Consider the following 23,143-nt stretch of genomic DNA (forward strand, 5'->3'; position numbering starts at 1 on the left):
CGTGATTAACGAAATTAATAATTGGGTTAAGAAAAATGAGGAAAAAATTAAGGAAACGTATCGTCATCTACATACAAATGCAGAAATTAGTTGGAAGGAAACAGAGACGACAACGTTTTTATGTGCAAAGTTAGAAAAATTGGGCATTCGTTATGAGACATTTGAAAACCAAACGGGCGTAGTTGGGTATTGGGGGGAGCGAAAAGATGGGCCGACTGTAGGAATTAGAGCAGATATAGATGCTCTGTGGCAGCTTGTGGACGGAAAGTGGCAAGCAAACCACTCCTGTGGTCATGATGGGCATATGACAATGGTGCTTCATGCGATCACTTGTTTAAAGGAAATTGGCTTTGAACCAACGGGCGTGATTAAAATTATTTTTCAGCCAGCTGAAGAGACAGGAAATGGGGCAAAAGCGATCATTAAAACCGGTGTCATCGAGGATCTAAATTACCTTATTGGCCTTCACGTTCGTCCCGTTCAGGAAATGCCCTTTGGTGTTGCTTCGCCTGCGATTTATCACGGAGCAACGACGCATCTAAAAGGTGAAGTGAAAGGCACACAGGCACACGCATCGAGACCGAATCTGGGCATTAATGTAGTGGACTCCATTGGGGCGATTATTCATGCTATAAATTCGATCAAAATTGACCCAACTGCCTCTGCATCCGTAAAGATAACAATGGTAAGGGCTGGTGGAGATAGCTTTAATATTATTCCTGATTTAGGAGAGTTTGGTATTGATGTAAGAGCGGAAAGCAATGCAGTGATGGAGGACTTGCTCGAAAAAGTTCAGCATGCAGCGCTTACAGCAGGAGCAGCCAATTTTGCAATGGTTAGTCTTACTACACAGGCGTCGATGGTGGCCGCTGAATCCTGTCAGATGCTAGAGGGAATTGTAGAAGAGGCAATCGTTGAAGCGCTTGGAGAGAATGGGCTTGTGCCACCTTTTGTTACACCAGGAGGAGAAGATTTTCACTTTTACAAAAAGAATTATCCGAACTTAGAGGCAACAATGGTTGGTCTAGGTACTGGATTAGCTCCTGGCTTACATCATCCCAATATGACCTTCAATCTTGATGCCCTTTTAAACGGTGTGAAAATCTTGAGTTTTTCACTTGTGAAAGTGTTGGAGAAGAATTAACTATCTTTACAGCATGAAAAATTTTTTTCATAAAGGAAGGATTCATTATAGATGGAACAATATCAAGACAAAATTAGAAAAAAATTTACTAGTTTTACGAAACGTCAAAAAGTAATTGCAAGATATATTGTTGATTTTCCAAAGGATGTAGCCTTTCAAACTGCTAAACAAATTGGAGCATCTTGTGAGGCAAGTGAGACAACGGTGATTCGACTATGTTGTATTCTGGGCTATTCGGGTTTTAGTGAACTGCAGAAGGAAATCCAAACGAGCTTACTAGAAGACGCAACAGGTACATCAAATCCAGTTGGGAATTATCGTGAAATATCCAATAAGTTACAAGATTCTAATATCATTCAATATGCGATGGAACAAGACAATGCATATGTAAAGGCGACTTTAGAGGATATAGATTTGAAACTACATAAGCAAACAATTGATACATTGATCGAAGCAAATAATCGTATTGTACTCGGCTTTCGTTCATCTTATGGGCCGGCAAGCTGGCTCGTATTTGCCTTAAATATCGTCGTTGGAAATACCACACAATACCGTGGTGAAATTGAGGATGCTAATTACTTATTATCAAATGTCAATGAGCACACTGTAGTAGTCGCTATTTCCTTTCCGAGATATGTGGAGGAGACCCTTTCATTTGTAAAAGCTGCGAAGAAAAAGGGTGCATGCATTATTGCTATTACCGATGATCGATTATCTCCTGTTGGACAATATGCGGATATTTTATTTAGGGTCATTGCACCAAGACCAATCCCGCTAACAGGAATTACCCCTACCTTTTCACTACTAAATTTGCTCGTAACAAGTATCGCAGCTACAGACAATCCGAAAGTACAAACCCATATGGCAACATATGACCAAAATAGCGGTGATTTTTATCCATTCGCTTCGAGAGGAAAAAAAGCAGATAATGACAATTTATTTTAAGAAGAGGTGAGAATATGAATAAAAATCACTCAACCAATTTCCTGCATAAAACGCTCGTAATCGATGGTCATTTTGATTTGTTAATGGATGTTCAAATCCAAAGAGAAAAAGGGAGAACAAAGGTTATTGAGACGGACTATTATCCACGTTTTATGGAAGGTGGTGTGAATATCATTGTCGCGTCTCTCTTTGTTGATAGTAGTTTTCTACCAGAAATGGGACTGCGAAAAGCGTTAGGCCAAGTTAGTGCCTTATATGAAGAAGTGCGTGAATCTCCTGATAAGTTAATGATTTGCTTTAATGGTGAAGACATGAATACAGCTAAGCAATTGAACAAGATTGGATTTCTTCTATCCATTGAAGGAGCAGAACCGATTGGGACAGACCTTAGTTTGTTACGTGTTTTTTATGAGTTGGGAGTTCGCAACCTTGGACTCGTTTGGAGCAGGCGGAATGCGGTTGCAGACGGTAGCTTCTTTCACCCAACAAAGGAAGGAAAGAAAGGCGGAATAAGTAGCTTTGGTGTCAAGGTCTTGGAAGAAGCAGCAAGACTTGAAATAACCATTGATGTTTCTCACTTAAATGACGAAGGGTTTTGGGATGTAATAGAAATGGCAACTAAGCCAGTAATTGCATCGCACTCGAATGCTCGCTCCCTTTGTTCAACGATGCGAAATTTATCGGATGAGCAAATAAAGGCAATTGCAAAAACCAATGGAGTGATAGGACTAAATGCAGCGAGTATGCTTGTTGGAGAAGATGATGAACGTTCAAATTTGGAAACATTAATGTACCATCTTGACCATCTTGTAAAAGTGGCGGGTATTGAACATGTGGGACTTGGGCTTGATCTTTGTGAGGACTTTATGAAATATATCTCTCCAGATGATCTAGCAAGTTTACCGCGGAAACCATTTGATGTTATTAAAGGTCATCAATCTATCCCAAAACTAGTTGAGGGCCTTATGAAAAGGGGATATTCCGAGACTGAAATGGAAGCATTGCTAGGGAGAAATATACAAAGGATCTTCATGAAGTAAAAGGTATTTTTAGTGGTTTTGGAAATTGTTGTTAATTACTGATTTTATCTAGACTCCGTCGTAACTTGGAGAGTGCTTGCACCGCCGCTCCGGAAATCCACTTCGCGCACCTTAGGGGGGCTAGTGAGCCTCCTCACGCTACGCGCTGCGGGGTCTCACTTACGCCACTAGTCCCGCAGGACAAATGTTTTCGGTGGGACGAGTAATCGCAGTCCCAAGGAAAGCTACGACAGCGATACATCGCACGAAGAAAATTGGGTTGTATTTTCAAGGAGTCGAAGTGGATTTCCTACGCTACGTCGCAGTTTACATCAATTCCCAATAGGAACAACAATATTTACGAAAAGTGCCGATTGGATAAAAGGAGAGATAACATGAGCGATAAATCATTTTCTGTTCGCAAGGTAACCCTACACCGAATGGTTATGCGATTAAAGTCACCATTTACAACCAGCTTTGGAACATTTGATGTGAAAGAGTTTTTTGTAGTTGAAATAGAGGATGAAACAGGAGTGATTGGATTTGGAGAGTCAGCTGCTTTCTCGAGCCCTTGGTACAGCGAGGAAACGGTTGAAACAAACAAACACATCATGGAACAATTTTTAATCCCGTTATTAATGGAATCGCCGATTCATCATCCCGATGAGGTTTCACAACGATTTTCATCCATTCGGAGAAACAATATGGCGAAATCAGCTTTAGAAGGTGCGGTTTGGGATTTGTTTGCCAAACGAAATGATAGCCCTTTATACAAAGAACTTGGTGGGAAAAAGAAACAAATTGAGGTTGGTATCAGTATTGGGGTTCAACCAACAGCTAAGCAACTTGTTAAAGTGGTGGAAGGCTTTGTAAATGAAGGTTATAAGCGCATGAAGGTGAAAATAAAGCCTGGTGCTGATTATGAAATGCTGAAAGAAGTAAGAAGACATTTTCCAAATATATTGCTGATGGCAGATGCTAACTCGGCCTATACGTTAGATGATATAGACATCCTCAAAAAACTGGATGAATTAGACTTAATGATGATTGAACAGCCCTTGGCCCATGATGATATTATCGACCACGCCAAGTTACAGTCACAAATAGTTACGCCTATTTGTTTAGATGAAAGTATTCATTCCTTTGAGGATGCTAGAAAAGCGGTTGAGTTAGGTAGTTGTAAAATCATTAATATAAAAATTGGTCGTGTTGGGGGAATCACAGAATCTAAGAAAATCCATGATTATTGTGCCGAGCACGGAGTTCCGGTTTGGTGTGGCGGAATGCTAGAAGCTGGAATTGGACGTGCCCATAATGTTGCCCTAACCACGCTTCCTCAGTTTGTCATGCCAGGTGATACTGCAGGTTCTTCTAGGTATTGGGAGCAAGACATTATTGATCCTGAAGTAATAGTAGAAAATGGAGTGATACAAGTTCCGAACAAACCAGGTATCGGCTATGAAGTAAACAGACAAGCACTTGAGAAATATCGAGTGGATCAAACCGTTTTTACAAATGAGAACCTATTAGCATGATTCCTGTTGTTTTTATGCACACGGTTGTAACTTGTACGAGTAGTACAAGTTTATAATAAAAAAATTTAAGGAAAAGGGAGAGGTCTTAACATGACACAGAAAACAGTAACGCGTGATTTCGAACAATATTGCCAGGAGATTGTAGAGAAGTTTGAAATACCAGGTTTTTCAATTGGCTTAGCGAAAGATGGTCAAGTATTTTATGAAAATGGTTTTGGTTACCGCGATGTCGAAAACAAGCTCCCCTTGTCACCTGATACCGTTTTTGGAATTGGCTCTGTAACGAAATCATTTACAAGCATAGCGATTATGCAGCTTCAAGAAGCTGGAAAGCTAAACGTAAATGATCCGGTTGTAAAATATTTACCAGAGTTTAAAACACCAAATGAAGCATATACAAAACAAATGACGATTCATCATTTCCTAACACATTCATCAGGATTACCAGCATTACCAACTCTATTTAAAGCATTAAGTAAGAGTATTGCTAAAGATGCAATGTCTGAAGATGATGGTCAAACAAAAGGGGATATTGGGGCAGTTGAGCAGGGTGCACAAGAGCAACAAATCGAAAGTGTTGATACTTTTGAGGAGTTAATGGCAGACATTGCAAAGCAGGAATTCACATTACTCGGAGCACCAGGAACAGTGTTTAGTTACTCCAATGATGGGTATGCGCTTTTAGGTGCAATCATTGAGAGAGTTAGTGGGATGACCTACGAACAGTATATAAAGGAATATATTTTAGATCCGGCTGGGATGAAGCATAGTGTTTTCCATTTGCATGAGTTAGTTGATCATGACGATACTACTTCTCTCTATAATGCGCAGATGAAAGACGGTGAAGCGATTATTTTTAAATCGAATAACCCTTGGGATGCTCCATCGATGCGTGCAGCAGGGTTCTTAAAATCTACGGTAAACGATATGCTTAAGTATGCAGAAATCTTCAGCAGTAATGGTAAAGTAAGAGATGCTCAAATCCTCGCGCCTGAGAGTGTTGCATCAATTACTACACCGTACATGGAATGTGACAAAGACCGTTACTATGGATATGGTGTCATGATTATCCCTGACTTTTATGGATGTAAATTAATTGAACATGGTGGTTCTGTTAAAGGAGTGGAAGCACATTTAACTATGATACCGGAGCTTGGACTATCCGGTGTAGGCTTGGCAAACTTAACAGGTGTACCATCTATGAAACTGTTATTTAGTGCTATGGCCGACCAGTTAGGAAAATCAGTTACTGATTCTCATTTTTCCTATGAAGTAGTAGACGTTCCGGAATTGGAACTAAAGCAATATGAAGGAGATTACATTTCTGGTGAAGGAGCGAAATATACAGTTGTTATTGAGGAAGGTAAGCTCCAACTTAAAGTGGAAGGTGCTGGTACTATTCCTGATATCAAACCAATTGGTAATGATACATTTATGGTTCCGTTTAGAGAATCAGAACTTTCTTTACGTTTTGCAAAAGACGAAAACAACAAAGTGACCCGTTTAGTATTTGGATTTAGACAAGTACCTAAAGTTTCATAGGTGTCAGGTACGGTGTGGAACAGAGGGTCAGGTTTACTGTTCCGGTTTATGAGAACAAAACGTAAGGTCCTGCTGGGACGATAAACCTGACCCCTCGTTCCATTTGGGACGATAAACCTGACCCCTCGTTCCATTCTTGGATATAAGAGTGTTTTAAGGTTTGTATCAAACTCATACACCCCAACAACCTCATCAAAGTTGGTATAGGGAATTTGGTGATTTGCCTGTCCGATAAAACGATAGCCTTTATATCCATGATAATATCCGATATTTAATAAATCTTTCTTCTGTTTGCTGCCGCTAATTTCTATGCCATGCTTATCCCTAAGATGACGCATTAACCCATTGGTTGTTTTCCCTTTTACCCAAATAAATCGCTTTCATTTACAACTAATATCCTAATTATAATGGTTAACTTCCAAAAAAACTACAATTCTATTATTCAATTACAGTTGGAAGATTGTTCTTTTTGTCTATTATATTTCCTGAGAACGGGGCAGTGAGCATGCCCCCTATCACTGAACAAAATCAGTGTTTTGTCTGCACTAGGAGCCCGTCGATAGGTAAACCGTTCTAATTCGCACTTAATATGAGTATATGAGCATGTATGGTTTTTGTGCATAGAAATACTAATTTCAACTAGAGAACATATGAAAAAGTCCTGCAATGGCAATATGTTGACTATCTTTAATATTTTCTAAAAATAGTACAATTTTCTAAATAAATTACAATCAATCTATCACCGGTAAAAACAAACCTAAAAATAATCAAACTAATAACTAAATATTTTAATAACGGTCATTTTTAGAGAATGCTATACTGTAAGGAAAACGCTTACAAATAAAAGGGGGTAATTGCATCCTCAAGTTTCAAAATATTCTATGAATAAATTGGACATCAAAAGCAGCAGATATTGCTGCTGCGGGGTTGATGATGTGCGTATAAACAGTTGTTACTAGAAAAGTAATAGAGTTTTCATCTGTCCCCTTTTTTACAAGATAAGAAAGTATATAAATTTTACAAGTGTCTAGCTCCGAGCGCCAGAAACTAGGCGACTTCACGAATCGACCTACGATAAGTCATCATCGATTCGTGTTTTATCGAAAGTCGACTAAAAGCGGACTTGTCGTCCAACATCGACATACCCCCTATGCAGGGGCATGATCTACGTTTCTATACGGCGCTCTGTGCTTTTCTTTTCTACCTTTCATCATGAATCTACATATTTAAGATACAAATACATTTTTCATCTCTTAAGAAAGTTAACCGACACTTTCTTGAATATCGTTTTTCTAAAAAAGGAGCCATTCCCTACTTATAAATGAAAGCGTTCTACTCAAGTGATATAGTCTGTGCACGTGTTCGGAACGACACAGTGAACTTTAAGGAGGTGATGTTTCGTTTAAAGTTTAAAGTAACCAAAATAAGTCGACATCAGGAAATGGACTCGAGGACTGTGGGACTGTAACTCAACTCGAGCTCTTATAACAATTCTATGTATTTTCCTGCATTATAGAGCCTTATCACAATAGAATACATAACAATTGAGAGTTCTGTATGTTTAGAAACTATGAAGAATGCTATTACGAAAGGAGCAAATTCTATTGCGTACAAAGAATGTAAGAAATCTATCAAAAAAATTATTTGTTATCGGAACAATTTTCGTTCTTCTGGTCGGTTTAATTGCGCCTGCAGCGATTGTTGCAGCGGAAAATGACCAGCCAAGCGATGCTGATAAGACGATAAAGCTTGATCCAAGCTATCAGCAAGAACCGTTTGAAGGATGGGGAACGGCATTAGTATGGTTTGCGAATGTTACTGGGGGATGGCCGGATCAGGTTAGAAATGAATTGGCCGATGCCCTTTATGGCGAGGATGGATTGAACTTTAACATTGCCCGCTACAATATCGGCGGTGGGAACGCACCTGAAACAGAGCCATACTTGCGTCCGGGGGCGGATGTGCCAGGTTACTGGAACCGTCCAGAAGAATTCGGACCGCCGGCTGATGCAGATGACAGTTGGGAAGAACAAGAAGGCTGGTGGGACCCGACTAACCCTGATCATTGGAATTGGAATGCAGATGCGAACCAGCAGTGGTGGCTGCAGGCTGCGAAGAATAGAGGAGCAGATATATTTGAAGCATTTTCAAATTCTGCACCATATTTTATGACCCAAAGTGGCTATGTATCTGGGAACATTGATTCATGGGATGACAACTTACAAGCAGATCAATATGAGAACTTTTCTACATATTTAACGAGCGTAGTAGAGTACCTGAAAAATGACCTTAATATTGATATCCGAACGCTGTCTCCAGTTAATGAACCGAACACGGGCTACTGGGGTGCAGACGGAACACAGGAAGGGTCCAACTGGGCACCTGCTTCCCAGGCAAAAATTATTAATGAGGTAAGTGAGGATTTAGGAGAATTGAATTTAGATACAGTCGTTTCAGCAATGGATGAAACGAACCCGAATAAATACAGAAATAACTGGTCACAGTATGATGCTGCTACAAAGGCTAACATCGGTCAGATGAATGTGCATACGTATTGGCCGGGAGAGCGCACGTCTGTAAGAGATTTAGCTAAGGCCGAGGAAAAACGTTTATGGATGTCAGAGGTTGATCTGGGTGGCAGTGTTCCACAGGACTTTGACAGTATTGAGCCGGGACTTGATTTAGCTGAGCGAATTACTTCAGATATTACCAATCTCGAGCCGAGAGCATGGGTAATGTGGCAGGCGGTTGAAAATGAAACAAATATGAATGCTGACAACGAGAACTCAAACTGGGGACTGATCCAAGTACCATTTGAACCGGAAGATGCGAGTGAAGTAGAAATTAAAAAGAATAAGAAATATTACACAATGGGTAATTATACGAAATTTATTCGACCTGGATACCAAATGATTAATTCAAATGATGCTAATACATTAGCGGCAATTGATAAAGACAATGGTAAGATCGTCGTTGTGTATACAAATCAGTCTGATGCGCCGCAACAAATAGACTTCGATTTATCGGGCTTTGCGTCAGTTGGTCAATCAGCATCAGCAACTCCTTATGTAACGTCAGCTGCAGAAAATATTGCACAGCATGACAATATAGCGGTTAATAACAATCGATTATCTACAACGGTAGCTGCTAAGTCGGTTACTACTTTTGTCATTAATGACGTGTCTGGTGTAAATCCAGATGAAACATTAATCGATTCTGATTTGGAGTATAAAATAGTTAACAAGAATAGCAACAAAGTTATGGACTTAAACGATAATGGTACTTCTGTTGTGCAAAACGCGAATGCGCATGAAGAGGGTAACCAAAAATGGACAATTGCAAAGCTGACAAACGGCTACAGCAATACCGAAAAATACAAAATTGTTAACGCAGCGACAGGAAAAGTGCTAACGAATAATAACGGATCCGCTGTCGTAGCAGCCGATCAAGGTGATGAAACCCAACAATGGATTTTGTCCACAAATGGGACAGGAGAATTTACATTTATTAATGGTTCAAGCGGCACTTTATTAGAAGTCGGTGGACAATCAAAACAAGACGGGGCTAGTGTTGGTCTATGGCAAGCTAATTCCGGTACTAATCAGGCTTGGAGATTGATTCAATCTGGAATCACAGAGATAGCACCTGTCAATATTTGGACTGTTCCAGATATGCTACCAGAATTACCGAGTCAGGTAACGGTAAGCTATGGTGATGGGTCAACATCTGTTAAAGATGTCGACTGGGATTCAATTGATTCAGCTGACTACGCTACAGAAACACAGTTTACAGTAGAAGGTTCAGTTGCGGGAACATCTATAAAAGCAACAGCTGTAATCACAGTAAGTGACATTGCAAGTATTCATGATCGTAAGGTGAAAACTATTTCAGGTGTAGCTCCGATACTTCCTGAAACTGTAGTGGCAGTGACGAATTTGGATACAACAGTGGAATTACCTGTTACCTGGGAAGAAATCGATCCAGCTCTTTATGCAGATTTAGGGCAGTTTACGGTGACGGGAACACTTGCAGAAACAAGTATGGAAGCTAAGGCTTATGTACAAGTAACCGAACGCGGACTTGAAAACGTTGCACTTAATACGGATGGTTCTGCATATCCAAAAGCAAGCGCATCCTTTACAGGACAATGGGATAATGTGAACAATCTTAATGATGGTGTCGTAACCGGTGATGCACGTTGGACGAACTGGGAATCGAACAACTGGCGAGAGAACGAGTGGGTACAAATTGATTTTGGTGAAGATGAGACTATTTCTCAAGTGAAATTTGTTTTCTATGATGATAATGGAGGCACAAGGCCACCTGAATCCCTGAATCTTGAGTATTTGGATGGGACGGAGTGGAAAACAATTGAAAATACACAAACAAACATTAATGGTGAAGATGAAGCAGTGATCGATTTTGACGCGGTGACTACTTCTAAAGTAAGAGCTAACTTAACTGCTATGGCTGATACGTGTATTGCGATGCGGGAAATGGAAGTTATGGGCATCGGTGATGTTCCGAGTGTGAGCAGTGATGCAACACTAGAGTCTATTCTCGTAAACGGCGAAGCACTTGAAAACTTCGAAGCAGATACTTTCGCATATGAAGTCGAGTTGGAACAAACGACTGTGCCAACAATCGCTGTAGAACTGAGCAACATGTTTGCGAGCTATGACATAAACTTGCCAACATCAGTGCCTGGCACTGCTACAATTACGGTAACATCAGAGGATGAAACTGCAGAGCATACGTATGAAATTTCATTTACGGTTCGTGATGATTCCTCAGAGGATCAGTATACTGGCGTTCCAGTCGGACAAACGTGGTATGATACAGATGGAAATCCTATCCAAGCGCATGGTGGTGGTTTCCTTGAGCATAATGGCTGGTATTACTGGGTAGGTGAAGATAAGTCAGATAACTCCCATAATACACACGGCATTAATTTGTATCGATCTAAAGATCTATTAAATTGGGAGTTTGTATCTACTATTTTGTCAGATATAACAAATCCTGGTGAAAATACAGAAGGCAGTCCTGGACTGGTAGATACTGAAACAGGTAACTTTAATATGGAACGTCCAAAATTAATTTATGATGAAGACAGTGGTAAGTTCGTTTTATATATCCATTGGGAAAATGGTGAAGGTTATACAGCATCACAATTGCTTATTGCTTCAGCTGATACGGTAGACGGACATTACACCATTCATCATAATTACCACCCTGGTGGTTATACATCTCGTGATTTTACTGTTTATCAAGATCCAGATAGTGGAAAAGGCTATCTTGTCAGTACACAGGATGGATCAAACATGCGTCTGTATCCATTGACAGAAGATAGTACCGATGTTGATGCGGATAATTCTTATTTACTTTTCAGTGGTGCCAAAAGAGAAGCACCAGCATTAATCAAGAATAATGGTGTGTACTACATTGTGACATCAGGTCAATCTGGATGGTATCCGAATCAGGCGATGTATTCGTACAGTACCGATATTACGAATCCGGACAGTTGGTCAGCACTTGAACCAGTTGGTAACAACACAACTTTCTATAGCCAGCCAACAAACATTATGGAAGTTGACGCAGCTGATGGTACAACGCAATACGTATACATGGGAGATCATTGGAATCCAAGCGCACTTGGTACATCCACTTATGTATGGTTACCATTATCAATCGATAGTGAAAAGCATACGATGGAAATGGAATATACACCAGGATGGTCACTTGATTCGGATACAGGCAAAATTGAACTTCCAGACTTAACAAATGTATCTGAAGGGAAACCTGTCGAAGGTGAAGACAATGTTGTTGCAGGGAAATTACTCGAATACATTACCGATGGTGAATTTTTCGAGTCTGATACGTGGTCGCCTGACACGAAGTATTATCAACAAAATAAGGTGCCGTGGTCAGCAACAATTGATTTGGAAAATGTTTATGATCTTGCGCGAGTAGATCTAAGCTTTAAACAATTCAATGGTTCTGAAGCGTATTATCAATATACAATTCAAGGTAGTAATGATAATGAAAACTGGACTGTCCTTGCTGATGAATCAACTAACATGCAGACTGGTTTCAAAACAAATGATTTAACTGGCAAGTACCAGTATGTAAAAATAAATGTTACTGCTGTGAAAAATGCACATAACAATAACTCAACGGCCGACTGGGAAAATGGTCTGTTGGAAATGCAAGTATATGCAAACGACCTTAACGAAGAAATTACTGCATTGCCAGTAGCGAATAAGGAAGGAAAAACATACACATCTGAGCAATCTGTCACGCTTTCCAGTCCGACTGCAGGTGCTGAACTTTACTATACGATTGATGGAACGGAGCCGACAGATCAAAGTAATCGATATGAAGGTCCAATCTCCATTGGTCTTGGTGAAACAACACTTAAGGCAGTGGCGTATGCGGAAGGCATGGCATCAAGTGGAGTGATGACTGAAAAGTATACAATCATTTCACCAGACACGATTGTATCTGTTAGTGGTCCAACAGAATTTGCGGTTACAGCTGACGAAGCGGCATCTGGCCTTCCGGAAACACTTGAGGCACAAAATGCTGCAGGAGAGACAGTGGATGCTTCCGTACAATGGAACACCGATGATATTCAGTTTAGTGCCTACCATTCCGTAGTTGTAACGGGAACATTAACTGGTGGATTTGAAGTACAGGCTACGGTTGATGTTGTAGATCAAGATACAATCTACTTTATTCATGGTGCAGCAACGGATGATCCATTCTTTGAAGCAGCTAAGGAAAAGCTTGGCAGCCAACTTCGTAATACGGTTCCTGACCAAGCGTATGATGGAGAATGGGGTTATACTGGTGTAATCGGAACTGACATAGGTACCCGTGGCTCTTCTTCTACTAATATATATGATAGTGGATGGTGGGCTTACGGAAATAAGAGTATTGACTACACGATTCATTTGCAATCCGGAGAATATACACTCGTCTCTGGTTACAAGGAATGGTGGGGAGCAACACGTAATATGCAGTTCTCGGCTAAAGACTCTGATGGGAACGCACTCGCTTCCGTTGATTTTACAACGAACGGGAATACTGTTGCCCACCAGGAAGAAATAAGCTTTACACTTGAAGAAGCAGAAGATGTACAAGTTAGTGTTAGTAAACTTGGCGGCAGTGATCCAGTACTTGCTTGGCTTGCTGTTGAAAAGACATCATTTGCAGATAAATCTGCACTAGAACAGTTAATTCAAAGTGCACAGGCAATGAAAGATGCAGGAAAGCAAAATTATACAGATGACAGCTGGAGTGCATTTATCGAGAAACTTGAAACAGCGCAGGCCGTTAACGCAGAACGTCATGCATCACAATCAGAAGTTGAAAGTGCACATGCTGCATTGCAAACTGCAGTTGATGGTTTAGTTGAGAATGACGACCAAGGTGAAGGCGGAGACCAAGGTGAGGACGGAGACCAAGGTGAAGGCGGAGACCAGGGTGAAGACGATGACAATTTACATGTAACAGCAAGCCTAGGAACGGCTGTTAAGGTTTATCCGAATGGAACAGTGTCCGTGACAGGAACGTCTGTAAAAGTTATATTGCCAGCTGATTTACCAGAGGGAACAACTGTGACTGTTAACAAGGCAAAGCCAAGTAATACAAATGGTCAAGGACTTGCTGTGGCGGGTGATGTTTATACTTTTGAATTCCATTTCCCGGCAGGTCATGAATCATATACTGGTAAGTTTCTGTTAACGTTGGGTTACGATGATGACAAGTACGAAGCAGAAGATGTAGCAATTTACTATTTCAATGAATCTACTGACAAATGGGAATACCAAGGTGGAAAAGCTGAAAATGGTACTCTTACATTAGAAGTTAATCATTTCTCAACTTATGGTGTCTTTGCGGAAGATCAAGAGAAGCAAAGTGATGAGAATGATGAACTGCCTGATACTGCTACAAACTTATATAATTACTTATTACTAGGGTTTATCCTGATCGTAATAGGTGGAGCTAGTATGATGTTTGCGAGAAAGGCACGTAAAGAATAATTGGCACGGAAGCACGGGGACGGTTCTCGTGCTTCTTTTTTTGCGAGTGGCAGTGGAACAGAGGGTCAGGTTAACTGTTCCATTCTATAAAAATTAAACATAATTGGCACGATAAACCTGACCCCTTGTTCCACCTATCAAAACAAAAGAGTTGCTGGGATTTCCAGCAACTCTTTTGTTATTGTGATTCGGATACAGGTACAACACCCATGTATTTCTCCAATGTAATTTCTTTAGATGCGATTTCTTGGGCTGTGTCTTTTCCGACATAGCGCATGTGCCATGGCTCGTATTTGTAACCAGTGATGTCTTCTTTTCCTTTTGGATAACGGATAATGAACCCGTATTCCGAAGCGTGTTTGGCGAGCCATTTAGCTTCTACTGTATTGGCGAAGCAATCGCTGATTATGCACTGGCTACTTTTACCAGCAAGGTCAATTGCGAGCCCTGTTTGGTGTTCACTGTGTCCTGGAATGGCGCTATACGTTTTGGCTTTTTCTTTTCCGTCACGTTGTACATAATAGTCAAAAAGTGATTTCTGCGTTGCATAGGAGCGATATCCGGAAGCACCGAGTAAATGCACCCCGTCCTTTTCAGCTCCGGCAAACATTTTTTCTAGTGCATCAGCTGCTACTTTGCGCATTTGACGCTTCTCTCGCTTATCATTAAATGTAAACGGCACATCTGGATAAACTAAATCAGTAGGGTCATAACCATCTGGTAGCATGTACTGTTTATTGACAAGGACTGCTACACTAGTTGGATTGGCTACTACGTGGACGGCATCATCATCCCCTGATTGGCTATCTGTGCTCTTGTTCGAATCTGACCCTTGACCAGAATTGCCATCAGCTGTTGACTGGTCCGTTTCGTTTGATGAGCCCTGCTCAGAATTTGAGTCATCATTATCGTTTGATGAGTCCTGTTTAGAATTTGAGTCATTATTATCGTTTGATGAGCTTTGGTCTTTTTTTGAATCATCATTTTCGCTATGATCAGATGCTGAGTCATTCTGCTGATCCTGATCACCGGCGTTGTTAGAGGTACTGTTGTCAGACTGGTTGTCCGAGCTATCGGGTTTGTCAGCCTGATCATTAATTGCTGAATCATTTGTATCGTTATTGCCGGTATTTTCAGCTGGTTCGTTCGTATTTGTTTCATTGTTTTGACTATCTTCTTGGTTCTGTAATTGGTTATCGCTGTTGCCACACGCTGCGATTACCACCATGATCAATCCAAGAAAAAGTACTGCGATAATTGCTTTTTTCAAAATTAGCCCTTCTTTCCTGCGAAAACTAGGATGTCACTCTTGAGAATGTGGAACGGAGGGTCAGGTTTATTGTTCCAGTTTGAAATTAGATGCAGAGCAACACCTCTATTACATTAGACGTAAATTACGACAGATTGTTTCACTTTTAGGGAAAGTGGATTGAGATGGCCTAATATAGTAAATAGGTTCAATTGAATATAAAAAGACCACCGTTTTCATAGTAAAATAGAAGTACCTATCACAGAACTTCCAATTACTTATCCCAACCAAAGGAGTTGAAAACGATGTTTTATCAAAAGTACGAGCTCATTTAGATAACCCAATCGTTTATTATCAAAGTAATATTAGACAACCATTTCCTTAGACTTTTTAGAACTGATGAAGCTCAAAAATCAGGAGTTTTGCTGGCATTATTAATGTTCTATATATAATTTTTCGAATGGGACAGTGTGGTGATCCCGAGGGCTTAGTCAATGGACACAGGATTTAAATAATTGTAGCATCTCTACTGATTGGGATGCAAAAATAACTAAAAGTAGTTTCTGTAGAAAGCTCATACTCATGTGAGTTTTTCATTTGAGACCAAATTATACACTGGAATGGTCTCATCGTTATCATTCACTAAACTGTACAATGTATCAGAGTCTAGTAGCCACTTACAAACTGCTTGAGCTGTCTCATTATAGTAGAGTAACGCCTAGCATCAGCCTATGCAAATTTAAATTTATTAATAAATTCATCATAGCTTAAAACTTCTACTTCCCTATTATTTGATGCTTTTAGATATTTTGAGAAACTCTTTTTTTCACTCCCAGGAAAACCGATACACTGTTCTGATTCACTGCATAATAATCTTTGAGAAATATAATTAATTTCTTTGTTAAGTAATCTAATTCATGAACGATCTTCTTTATAACATCTTTTTCAATAAAAGAAAAAAGGTTCTTGTGAATCCGACAATTTTACCAGCAATTAAATAATATATAAAGACTTAACCCTAAAACTCCAATGCTTACAATTATCCGCTTATGCGAGTGTTCAATAGGATCCTGGTAATTTTACAAGACCATGACACTGTGCTACATTTAAAAGCGTTTTTATGAAATGCATCCGCCTTTCATTATTTTTTATTTCTATTATGAAAAGGAACTAGTTTTATTAGTAAATATACATTTTACTCCAAACTTATTAAAAGTATCTACATACTTTGGATCTTCAATTGGTGATTCTGTGATGATATAATCTATATCTTCAAATTCTGCAAATAGGCTTATGCCAGGTTTGTTAAACTTTGAGGAATCGATAACGGCATAGACTTCTTTTGCCGAATTCATCATACTTTGTTTTACATTTGCTTCTAATGAACTTAAAGCAGTTAATCCTTTAGTAGTGTGAACTCCACTAGCGCCAATAAAAGCTTTGTTTACTTGAATATTACGAAAGTATTTTTCCGCATCAGGCCCTTGAGTGGACATGTTTTGCCCCAAGAGCATTCCGCCGGATAAAGATACAAGAACTTGACTATTAGCAAGAGCATGAGCTACTTCTAATGAATTTGTTAATACCGTTAAATTTGTTCGAGATACAAGTAAACGAGCAATTTCAACCGTTGTTGTTCCTGAATCTAGTATGATTGTGTCCCCATCTTCAATAACATCAACAGCTGCTTTAGCTATTGCCCCTTTTGCCCCTTTATTTATAGTGCTGCGAGATTCAAAGGGTACTAGTTTCTTTTCATTTTCTACATGATGTACTTCTCCTCTAGTGCGGAAAACAAGAGAAGCTTCCTCTAATATGGTTAGGTCTTTACGGATTGTAGCTGGTGTAACATTGAATAATGGAATAATATCATTAACATTTACAGAAGATTTCTCCTTTATTATTTCGTAAATTTCATTTTGACGCTTGTTAATAAAGACCATAATTTAATCAACTCTTTTTCATATTGTGAATTTATATAAAACATTATGATGCATTGTGAAGGTTAATGCAAGTCGCAAAAGTAGTATTTAGAAAAATTTTGAAATGAATAGGTACGATTATAATAGTAGTTAAATTTAATATGGACCGACTATAAATAGAATGAATTATAAAACACTTTAGAAATAATATATTAAAAGTAATATAAAGAATAATTTGAAACCACAATAATATTTTGAAAATTTTAATGAATGATGTTGACGGAGAAAAAATACTATGATATTCTCTAAAGAGAAATAAAAGAAAATGATACTTTATGAAGATTAGTGAAAGTTAACGTTGATGTTAGTGAGGAGGGATTAAGTGAAAATATTGTGTGTTGGAGAGCTGGTTGCAGATATTGTTGCGAACCCAGTCACAAATATAGATTTTACAATTGACAACATTGGTGTAGAAGAGATTTCCCTTAAAAATGGTGGGGATGCTTTAAATACATCAGTCAATTTAGCTAAACTTGGAAGTGATGTATCGTTTATAGGAAAGGTAGGAAAGGATATATTCGGAGATTTCTTAATAGATAAGGCTGAATCAGTTGGAGTTAATATGGATCATATCAGACGTTCTGATCACTTACCAACATCAAAAGTGATAGGACTAATTAAGGAAAATGGTGACCGATGCTTTATCCAAAGTGCAGGAGCTAATTCGGAATTCTCTATCCACGATATTGATTTATCCTTATTAGATGAATGCAGCATTTTACATATTGGCGGTACATTCCATTTGCAAAATTTTGATGGAGTAAAAGGATGTGTAGAGCTACTTAGACTTGCTAGGGAAAAAGGTATCATTACTACAATGGATGTTTGTTGGGATCATTCGGGAAAATGGGCGGAAGTTATTTACCCCTGTTTCCAATATTTAAATTATATTATTCCGAGTATAGGAGAAGCAAAGCAAATTACCGGAAAAGATAATGTAGAAGAAATGTGTGAGTATTTTAAATTCGCTGGGGTTGAAAGCGTAATCATTAAGATGGGTGAAAAAGGAACCTATTGCTCCACTTGGGATGGCGATTTCTATTGTGGTAGTTATAAAGTGGATGTAAATGATACTACTGGTGCTGGTGATGGATTTGTTGCAGGTTTTTTGTTTGGAATAGGTAATGATTTGAAGGTGGAAGAATGTGTAAAGATGGGAACAGCGGTCTCAGCTTTTGTTATTCAACATATTGGTGCAACAGACGGATCACCAACATTTTCAGAGATTGTTAGCTTTATAGAAAAAAATCAACTGGAGGTAAGGTATGAATAATTATAATAACAAAATGGTTTTGAAAGCCTACGAGTCTGGTTATGCCATTCCAGCTTTCAATTATTCTGATATTTGGGAGCTATTAGCAATAACCGAAGCTGCTAATGAAGAACAAGCAAAAGTATATATATCTACAAATATGCCCGTAGTAAACACAATAGGAGTAGAGCACTGTGCGGCATTGGGCAAAGTCTCTTATGAACAATCGGGTAGGAATATTATTAGTCACCTCGACCACTCCACGGAAGTAGAGCTGTGTAAAAAAGCGATAGATAACGGATATATGTCTGTTATGATCGATGCTTCTGCAGAATCATTAGAAGTAAATATAGATAAGGTAAAAAAAGTGGTGGATTATGCACATGGAAAGGGTGTTGTAGTAGAAGCAGAAGTTGGAAAAATTAGAGGGAATAGTGAAGAGGGCTCATTTGATGGAGGCGAATATTTGGCTGAAGTCGACGAGGCTGTTGAGTTAGTGAATGCAACTGGTGTTGATTCTCTTGCTGTAGGAATTGGTAACGGACACGGTTTTTATAAGACAAAGCCAAATATCAATATTCAAAGATTAAAAGAAATAAAAGAAGCTATCTCCATACCATTAGTGCTTCATGGCGGAACAGGATTACCTTATGATGTAGTTCGAGAATGTATTGGACTTGGAATGTCTAAAGTCAATGTAGGTACTATTTTACACAGTACTTATCTTGACGAATTAAAAAAGGAAATAATGAAGGAACGATCTAGTCACAGTATCGCAGATATATTCGTTCCAGTAAAAAGTGAAATTAAGAAAGTAGTAAAGGAATGGATTAAAGTATGTGAGTCTGGTAATAGATCTTAATTGCTGCATAATGATTCATCGTGGGGGTGAAGAAATGGTGCACTATCTCCTGAAAATCACATTGTTAAATGTAAGCGTTATTAATAGGTTTGATTGTCAGTAACTTCCATGGTTAACCTTCAAGTATATTGATGGAATGTATTTAAATATTGTAATATTTTACAGCTATTGTTGAACCCAACTTAAGATTAAGGGATTAATTATTTATTTATGATCTTAATACAAAATGAAATTTATAGCTAAGAATATAATCAATTTTTCTTATGAGCAAATGGATTTATTTTTGTGTGCGCTTTCATGTAGATAATGAAATAGACTTCAATTAGGGTTTTTATGGAAAAATAATAATAGAGGGAGTGTATATAGTTATGAAGAAGATGTGTTTGGTTGTTTGTATGTTATTTATTGCAGTTGTAGCTTTGGTAGGGTGTAATTCAGATTCTGCATATCCTAGTAAGGATATAAAGACGATTGTACCTTACGGTGCTGGTGGAACAACAGATTTAACTGTAAGAGCACTATTTGATGCTGTTCCTAAAGAGGATATGCCCAATAATTCCAGTTTCCTTGTTTCGAATGTAACTGGAGGGAGCGGCCTTGTAGGTGCTAATGAATTTACAAACTCTGATTCGGATGGATATACCTTAGGTGTACTTAATTGTGATTTACTGTTAAATGAAGTTCTCGGTAATACGGAAATAACAGTAGATGATTATGTTCCATTAGTAGCAATTCAAGATGATCCATATGCGGTAGTCGTCAGTGCGGAAGCGCCATTTCAAACTTTCGAAGAACTTATTGATTATGCCAAGGAACATCCTGGTGAAATAACAATTGGAGATTCGGGAAGTGGCAGTGCTAACAATCTAGCTGTACGGGCAATGGAAAAGTTTTTAGGGGTTTCATTTAATAAAGTATCTTATGATAGTTCTGCAGATTCGGTTATTTCAGTAGTAAGTGGTGAAATAGATGCCACAGTAACACATACTTCTGCAGCTACAGGACAGTTGGATGCTGAGAAAGTTAAAATATTGGCGGTTACATCAAATGAACGTCTTTCTACTTATCCTGATGTCCCAGCAATTGGAGAATTATATGAAGAAGCGTCAGATATGAAGGTAGATAGCTGGATATTTTTAGCAGCGCGTCCTAATACGGAACAATCGTCAATTGAGTTCTTACAAGATACTTTTTCTGAAGCTGTTAATTCAGATAAATTCAAAACTTCCATAAAAAACTTTCATATGCAGGAAGTGAGCATGACTTCAGAGGAGATGAAAGAATTTATCAAAAGCCAAAGAGAATACTATAAAAAAGTTCTGAATTAATTGTTATAGTAAGAAGCCGTCGATACAGTTATAGATTGTTTCTGTATCGGCGCATGCCTAGAAATGGGGTAATTTAGATGAATAAATATAACAATATGTTGATATCCATTATTTTGATATGTATTTCGGGTGCGGTTTTCTATGGGACTAAGGATTACGAGTCATCCGGATTAGAATCTATCGGAGCAGGGTTTTGGCCAAGATTGTTAGCGATCACACTCTTTATATTATCTGTAGTCCTATTTATTCAATCTATTTTTCAAAAAGGTGACGGTAACTTCAAACTGGTTAATTTAAAATCTCCTGGTATTATTCGTGTGATTAAAATAAGCTCGGTATTATTAATATTTTGTATCATATTAAAAGTGTTTGGTTTCCTTATAGCTATCTTATATTTGGTGCCTCCTTGTATGTATATATTGGGTGAGAAAAGAATTGGTTCGATAATTGGTGTTACTGTAAGTGTGGTACTTTTAGTTTATGTCGTTTTTGTAGTTCTTCTAAAAATACAATTGCCAGAAGGTATTCTCTTCTGAAAATTATTGGAAGAGTTAATGTCTCGCTATTTATAGATTAAGGAGATGAATCAAGAAAAGCTTCATAGTGCTTCACTAATTAAACACTAAATTGCCATAGTTATAGTGCATTGGCCAATTACGTAGAATTAATTCTGTGAAGGGAGGAGAGCAATAAAATGCTAGAATTTTTCAGTGCGTTCTCAAGTATATTGCAGCCAAACATAATTATATATATTTTTCTCGGAACGTTGGCAGGTGTGTTGGTAGGGTCAATGCCGGGTTTATCTTCAATTATGGGTCTGTCCATTTTGATGCCTTTTACCTTTTCACTAGGCGGAGATACAGGAATCTTAATGTTACTAGGAATGTTTTGTGGAAGTATCTTTGGCGGTTCTGTAACAGCTATATTAATAAATACCCCAGGGACAGCAAATTCAGCAGCAACATGTTTAGATGGATATCCAATGGCTAACAAATATGGACAACCAGGTAGGGCTTTAAGTATCTCTATAATGGCTTCAACTTTTGGAGGAATATTTAGCGCTGTTATGCTACTTTTTACTTCTCCGATTTTAGCTAAATTCGCCTTGAGATTCGGATCGCCAGAGTTTTTTGCATTAGCTATATTTGGTCTTAGTATTGTAGCAGGAATATCATCAAAATCACTTGTAAAAGGTTTGATTAGTACTCTAATTGGTCTTTTACTAGCTACGGTTGGGATTAATTCATTTACAGGAGAATTTAGATTTACATTTGATTCGGTGTATTTATCTGCTGGAATTTCATTTGTACCGGTACTAATTGCGCTTTATGCATTTTCACAAGGATTAGCGATGGTTGAAAGTGGTGAATCAAGTAAAAAGGCAAGTGTTAAAGTTAACAAGGTCTTTCCTAGCATAAAAGATGTAAAACGAGTATCACCCACTATTTTAAGATCAAGTTTCTTAGGAACAGTAATAGGAACGATACCTGGCACTGGTGGCGATATCGCATCTTGGGTCGGTTATAACGAGGCAAAGCGTTGGTCGAAGAACCCAGAAAAGTTTGGCGACGGTGCACCAGAAGGTATTGCTGCACCTGAAGCAGCAAACAATGCTATCTCTGGTGGGGCACTAATCCCTCTTTTAACGTTAGGAATACCTGGCGATGCCGGTACTGCCATTATGCTAGGGGCATTAATGATGCAAGGGATTATTCCTGGGCCCTTATTATTTGAACAACAAACAGAAAAGGTTTATATAATTATCGGTGGATTAATATTAGCTAATATATTCATGTGTATTATTGGTTATTGTGGTGTTAAATATTTTTCAAAGATTACAACGATTTCAAGTAAGATTTTGACACCTATTATTTTTATTTTTTGTTTTGTTGGAACTTTTTCGATCAACAACAACGTAAACGATATCTATTTTATGATAATTGCGGGTATCATAGGTTATATTTTAATAAAAAATGAATTTCCATTACCTCCGATTATTTTAGGGTTGATTTTGGGTGGAATAGCGGAGAAGAATTTAGAAAGGTCTTTAGCGCTTTCGGAAGGGGATTTGATGATATTTATTGAAAGACCTATATCATTAACACTACTAATAGTAGCGTTAATATCAATGATATACCCCATCATTCATTCGAAAATTAGAAAAAGGAAATCGATTATAGATAGCATGGACTCAGGTAAAGATTTATAAATGAAATTCGAATCTAAAACGGTGGCTTGAT

The 23,143-nt window shown here is 38.5% G+C and carries 13 protein-coding genes and 1 pseudogene; 11 read left to right on the forward strand and 3 right to left on the reverse strand.

Translation table 11 applies throughout. The features are described 5' to 3' along the window. The first annotated feature begins 1 nt into the window (after nt 1). The 5 genes from ACI6MV_RS00625 to ACI6MV_RS00645 all read left to right on the forward strand — a co-directional run bounded on the left by ACI6MV_RS00625 (nt 2) and on the right by ACI6MV_RS00645 (nt 6,185). Nucleotides 2-1,144, forward strand: a complete 1,143-nt coding sequence (locus ACI6MV_RS00625) for a M20 peptidase aminoacylase family protein (protein WP_407267841.1) — start codon at nt 2-4, stop codon at nt 1,142-1,144. Between the two features lie 51 nt (nt 1,145-1,195). Beyond that, a complete protein-coding gene (locus ACI6MV_RS00630) occupies nt 1,196-2,089 on the forward strand; it encodes a MurR/RpiR family transcriptional regulator (protein WP_407267842.1) in 894 nt (297 codons plus the stop codon). Between the two features lie 14 nt (nt 2,090-2,103). Beyond that, nucleotides 2,104-3,129: a dipeptidase gene (locus ACI6MV_RS00635; protein WP_407267843.1), complete on the forward strand. Its 1,026-nt coding sequence runs from the start codon at nt 2,104-2,106 to the stop codon at nt 3,127-3,129. A gap of 374 nt (nt 3,130-3,503) precedes the next feature. After that, a complete protein-coding gene (gene menC / locus ACI6MV_RS00640) occupies nt 3,504-4,643 on the forward strand; it encodes an o-succinylbenzoate synthase (RefSeq protein WP_407267844.1) in 1,140 nt (379 codons plus the stop codon). A gap of 90 nt (nt 4,644-4,733) precedes the next feature. Continuing rightward, nucleotides 4,734-6,185, forward strand: coding sequence for a serine hydrolase domain-containing protein (locus ACI6MV_RS00645; RefSeq protein ID WP_407267845.1), 1,452 nt, complete (start codon nt 4,734-4,736; stop codon nt 6,183-6,185). Nucleotides 6,186-6,322: 137 nt separating this feature from the next. Here the strand turns inward: ACI6MV_RS00645 and ACI6MV_RS00650 are convergent. Continuing rightward, nucleotides 6,323-6,523: pseudogene (locus ACI6MV_RS00650) on the reverse strand (Abi family protein); the annotation flags it as partial. Nucleotides 6,524-7,789: 1,266 nt separating this feature from the next. On the opposite strand from ACI6MV_RS00650, the gene ACI6MV_RS00655 reads away from it, so the two are divergent. Continuing rightward, nucleotides 7,790-14,230, forward strand: a complete 6,441-nt coding sequence (locus tag ACI6MV_RS00655; RefSeq protein ID WP_407267846.1) for a glycoside hydrolase — start codon at nt 7,790-7,792, stop codon at nt 14,228-14,230. Between the two features lie 178 nt (nt 14,231-14,408). Here the strand turns inward: ACI6MV_RS00655 and ACI6MV_RS00660 are convergent, their stop codons facing one another. Together ACI6MV_RS00660 and ACI6MV_RS00665 are read right to left on the reverse strand one after the other, a co-directional pair. Then, nucleotides 14,409-15,500, reverse strand: a complete 1,092-nt coding sequence (locus ACI6MV_RS00660; RefSeq protein WP_407267847.1) for a M15 family metallopeptidase — start codon at nt 15,498-15,500, stop codon at nt 14,409-14,411. Between the two features lie 1,136 nt (nt 15,501-16,636). After that, nucleotides 16,637-17,422: a DeoR/GlpR family DNA-binding transcription regulator gene (locus ACI6MV_RS00665; RefSeq protein ID WP_407267848.1), complete on the reverse strand. Its 786-nt coding sequence runs from the start codon at nt 17,420-17,422 to the stop codon at nt 16,637-16,639. Nucleotides 17,423-17,783: 361 nt separating this feature from the next. Between ACI6MV_RS00665 and ACI6MV_RS00670 the strand changes: the two genes are divergently transcribed. The 5 genes from ACI6MV_RS00670 to ACI6MV_RS00690 all read left to right on the forward strand — a co-directional run bounded on the left by ACI6MV_RS00670 (nt 17,784) and on the right by ACI6MV_RS00690 (nt 23,112). Beyond that, on the forward strand, nt 17,784-18,734 hold the full coding sequence (locus ACI6MV_RS00670; RefSeq protein ID WP_407267849.1) for a carbohydrate kinase family protein: 951 nt from the start codon (nt 17,784-17,786) through the stop codon (nt 18,732-18,734). Beyond that, nucleotides 18,727-19,575, forward strand: a complete 849-nt coding sequence (locus ACI6MV_RS00675; RefSeq protein ID WP_407267850.1) for a class II fructose-bisphosphate aldolase — start codon at nt 18,727-18,729, stop codon at nt 19,573-19,575. The genes ACI6MV_RS00670 and ACI6MV_RS00675 overlap by 8 nt, the downstream gene beginning before the upstream one ends. Before the next feature lie 368 nt (nt 19,576-19,943). Beyond that, nucleotides 19,944-20,903, forward strand: a complete 960-nt coding sequence (locus tag ACI6MV_RS00680; RefSeq protein WP_407267852.1) for a tripartite tricarboxylate transporter substrate binding protein — start codon at nt 19,944-19,946, stop codon at nt 20,901-20,903. A gap of 77 nt (nt 20,904-20,980) precedes the next feature. Beyond that, nucleotides 20,981-21,439, forward strand: a complete 459-nt coding sequence (locus tag ACI6MV_RS00685) for a tripartite tricarboxylate transporter TctB family protein (RefSeq protein WP_407267853.1) — start codon at nt 20,981-20,983, stop codon at nt 21,437-21,439. 158 nt (nt 21,440-21,597) lie between these two features. Then, nucleotides 21,598-23,112, forward strand: a complete 1,515-nt coding sequence (locus tag ACI6MV_RS00690; protein ID WP_407267854.1) for a tripartite tricarboxylate transporter permease — start codon at nt 21,598-21,600, stop codon at nt 23,110-23,112. Nucleotides 23,113-23,143: the final 31 nt, after the last annotated feature.

The organism is Radiobacillus sp. PE A8.2 (genome assembly GCF_045635475.1).
GTDB lineage: Bacteria > Bacillota > Bacilli > Bacillales > Amphibacillaceae > JBJGXI01.

Coding starts and splice junctions, on each gene's coding strand:
- ACI6MV_RS00685 (WP_407267853.1), top strand. CDS start 20,981: ATGAATAAATATAACAATATGTTGATATCCATTATTTTGATATGTATT.
- ACI6MV_RS00690 (WP_407267854.1), top strand. CDS start 21,598: ATGCTAGAATTTTTCAGTGCGTTCTCAAGTATATTGCAGCCAAACATA.
- ACI6MV_RS00635 (WP_407267843.1), top strand. CDS start 2,104: ATGAATAAAAATCACTCAACCAATTTCCTGCATAAAACGCTCGTAATC.
- ACI6MV_RS00645 (WP_407267845.1), top strand. CDS start 4,734: ATGACACAGAAAACAGTAACGCGTGATTTCGAACAATATTGCCAGGAG.
- ACI6MV_RS00675 (WP_407267850.1), top strand. CDS start 18,727: ATGAATAATTATAATAACAAAATGGTTTTGAAAGCCTACGAGTCTGGT.
- ACI6MV_RS00680 (WP_407267852.1), top strand. CDS start 19,944: ATGAAGAAGATGTGTTTGGTTGTTTGTATGTTATTTATTGCAGTTGTA.
- ACI6MV_RS00630 (WP_407267842.1), top strand. CDS start 1,196: ATGGAACAATATCAAGACAAAATTAGAAAAAAATTTACTAGTTTTACG.
- ACI6MV_RS00665 (WP_407267848.1), bottom strand. CDS start 17,422: ATGGTCTTTATTAACAAGCGTCAAAATGAAATTTACGAAATAATAAAG.
- menC (WP_407267844.1), top strand. CDS start 3,504: ATGAGCGATAAATCATTTTCTGTTCGCAAGGTAACCCTACACCGAATG.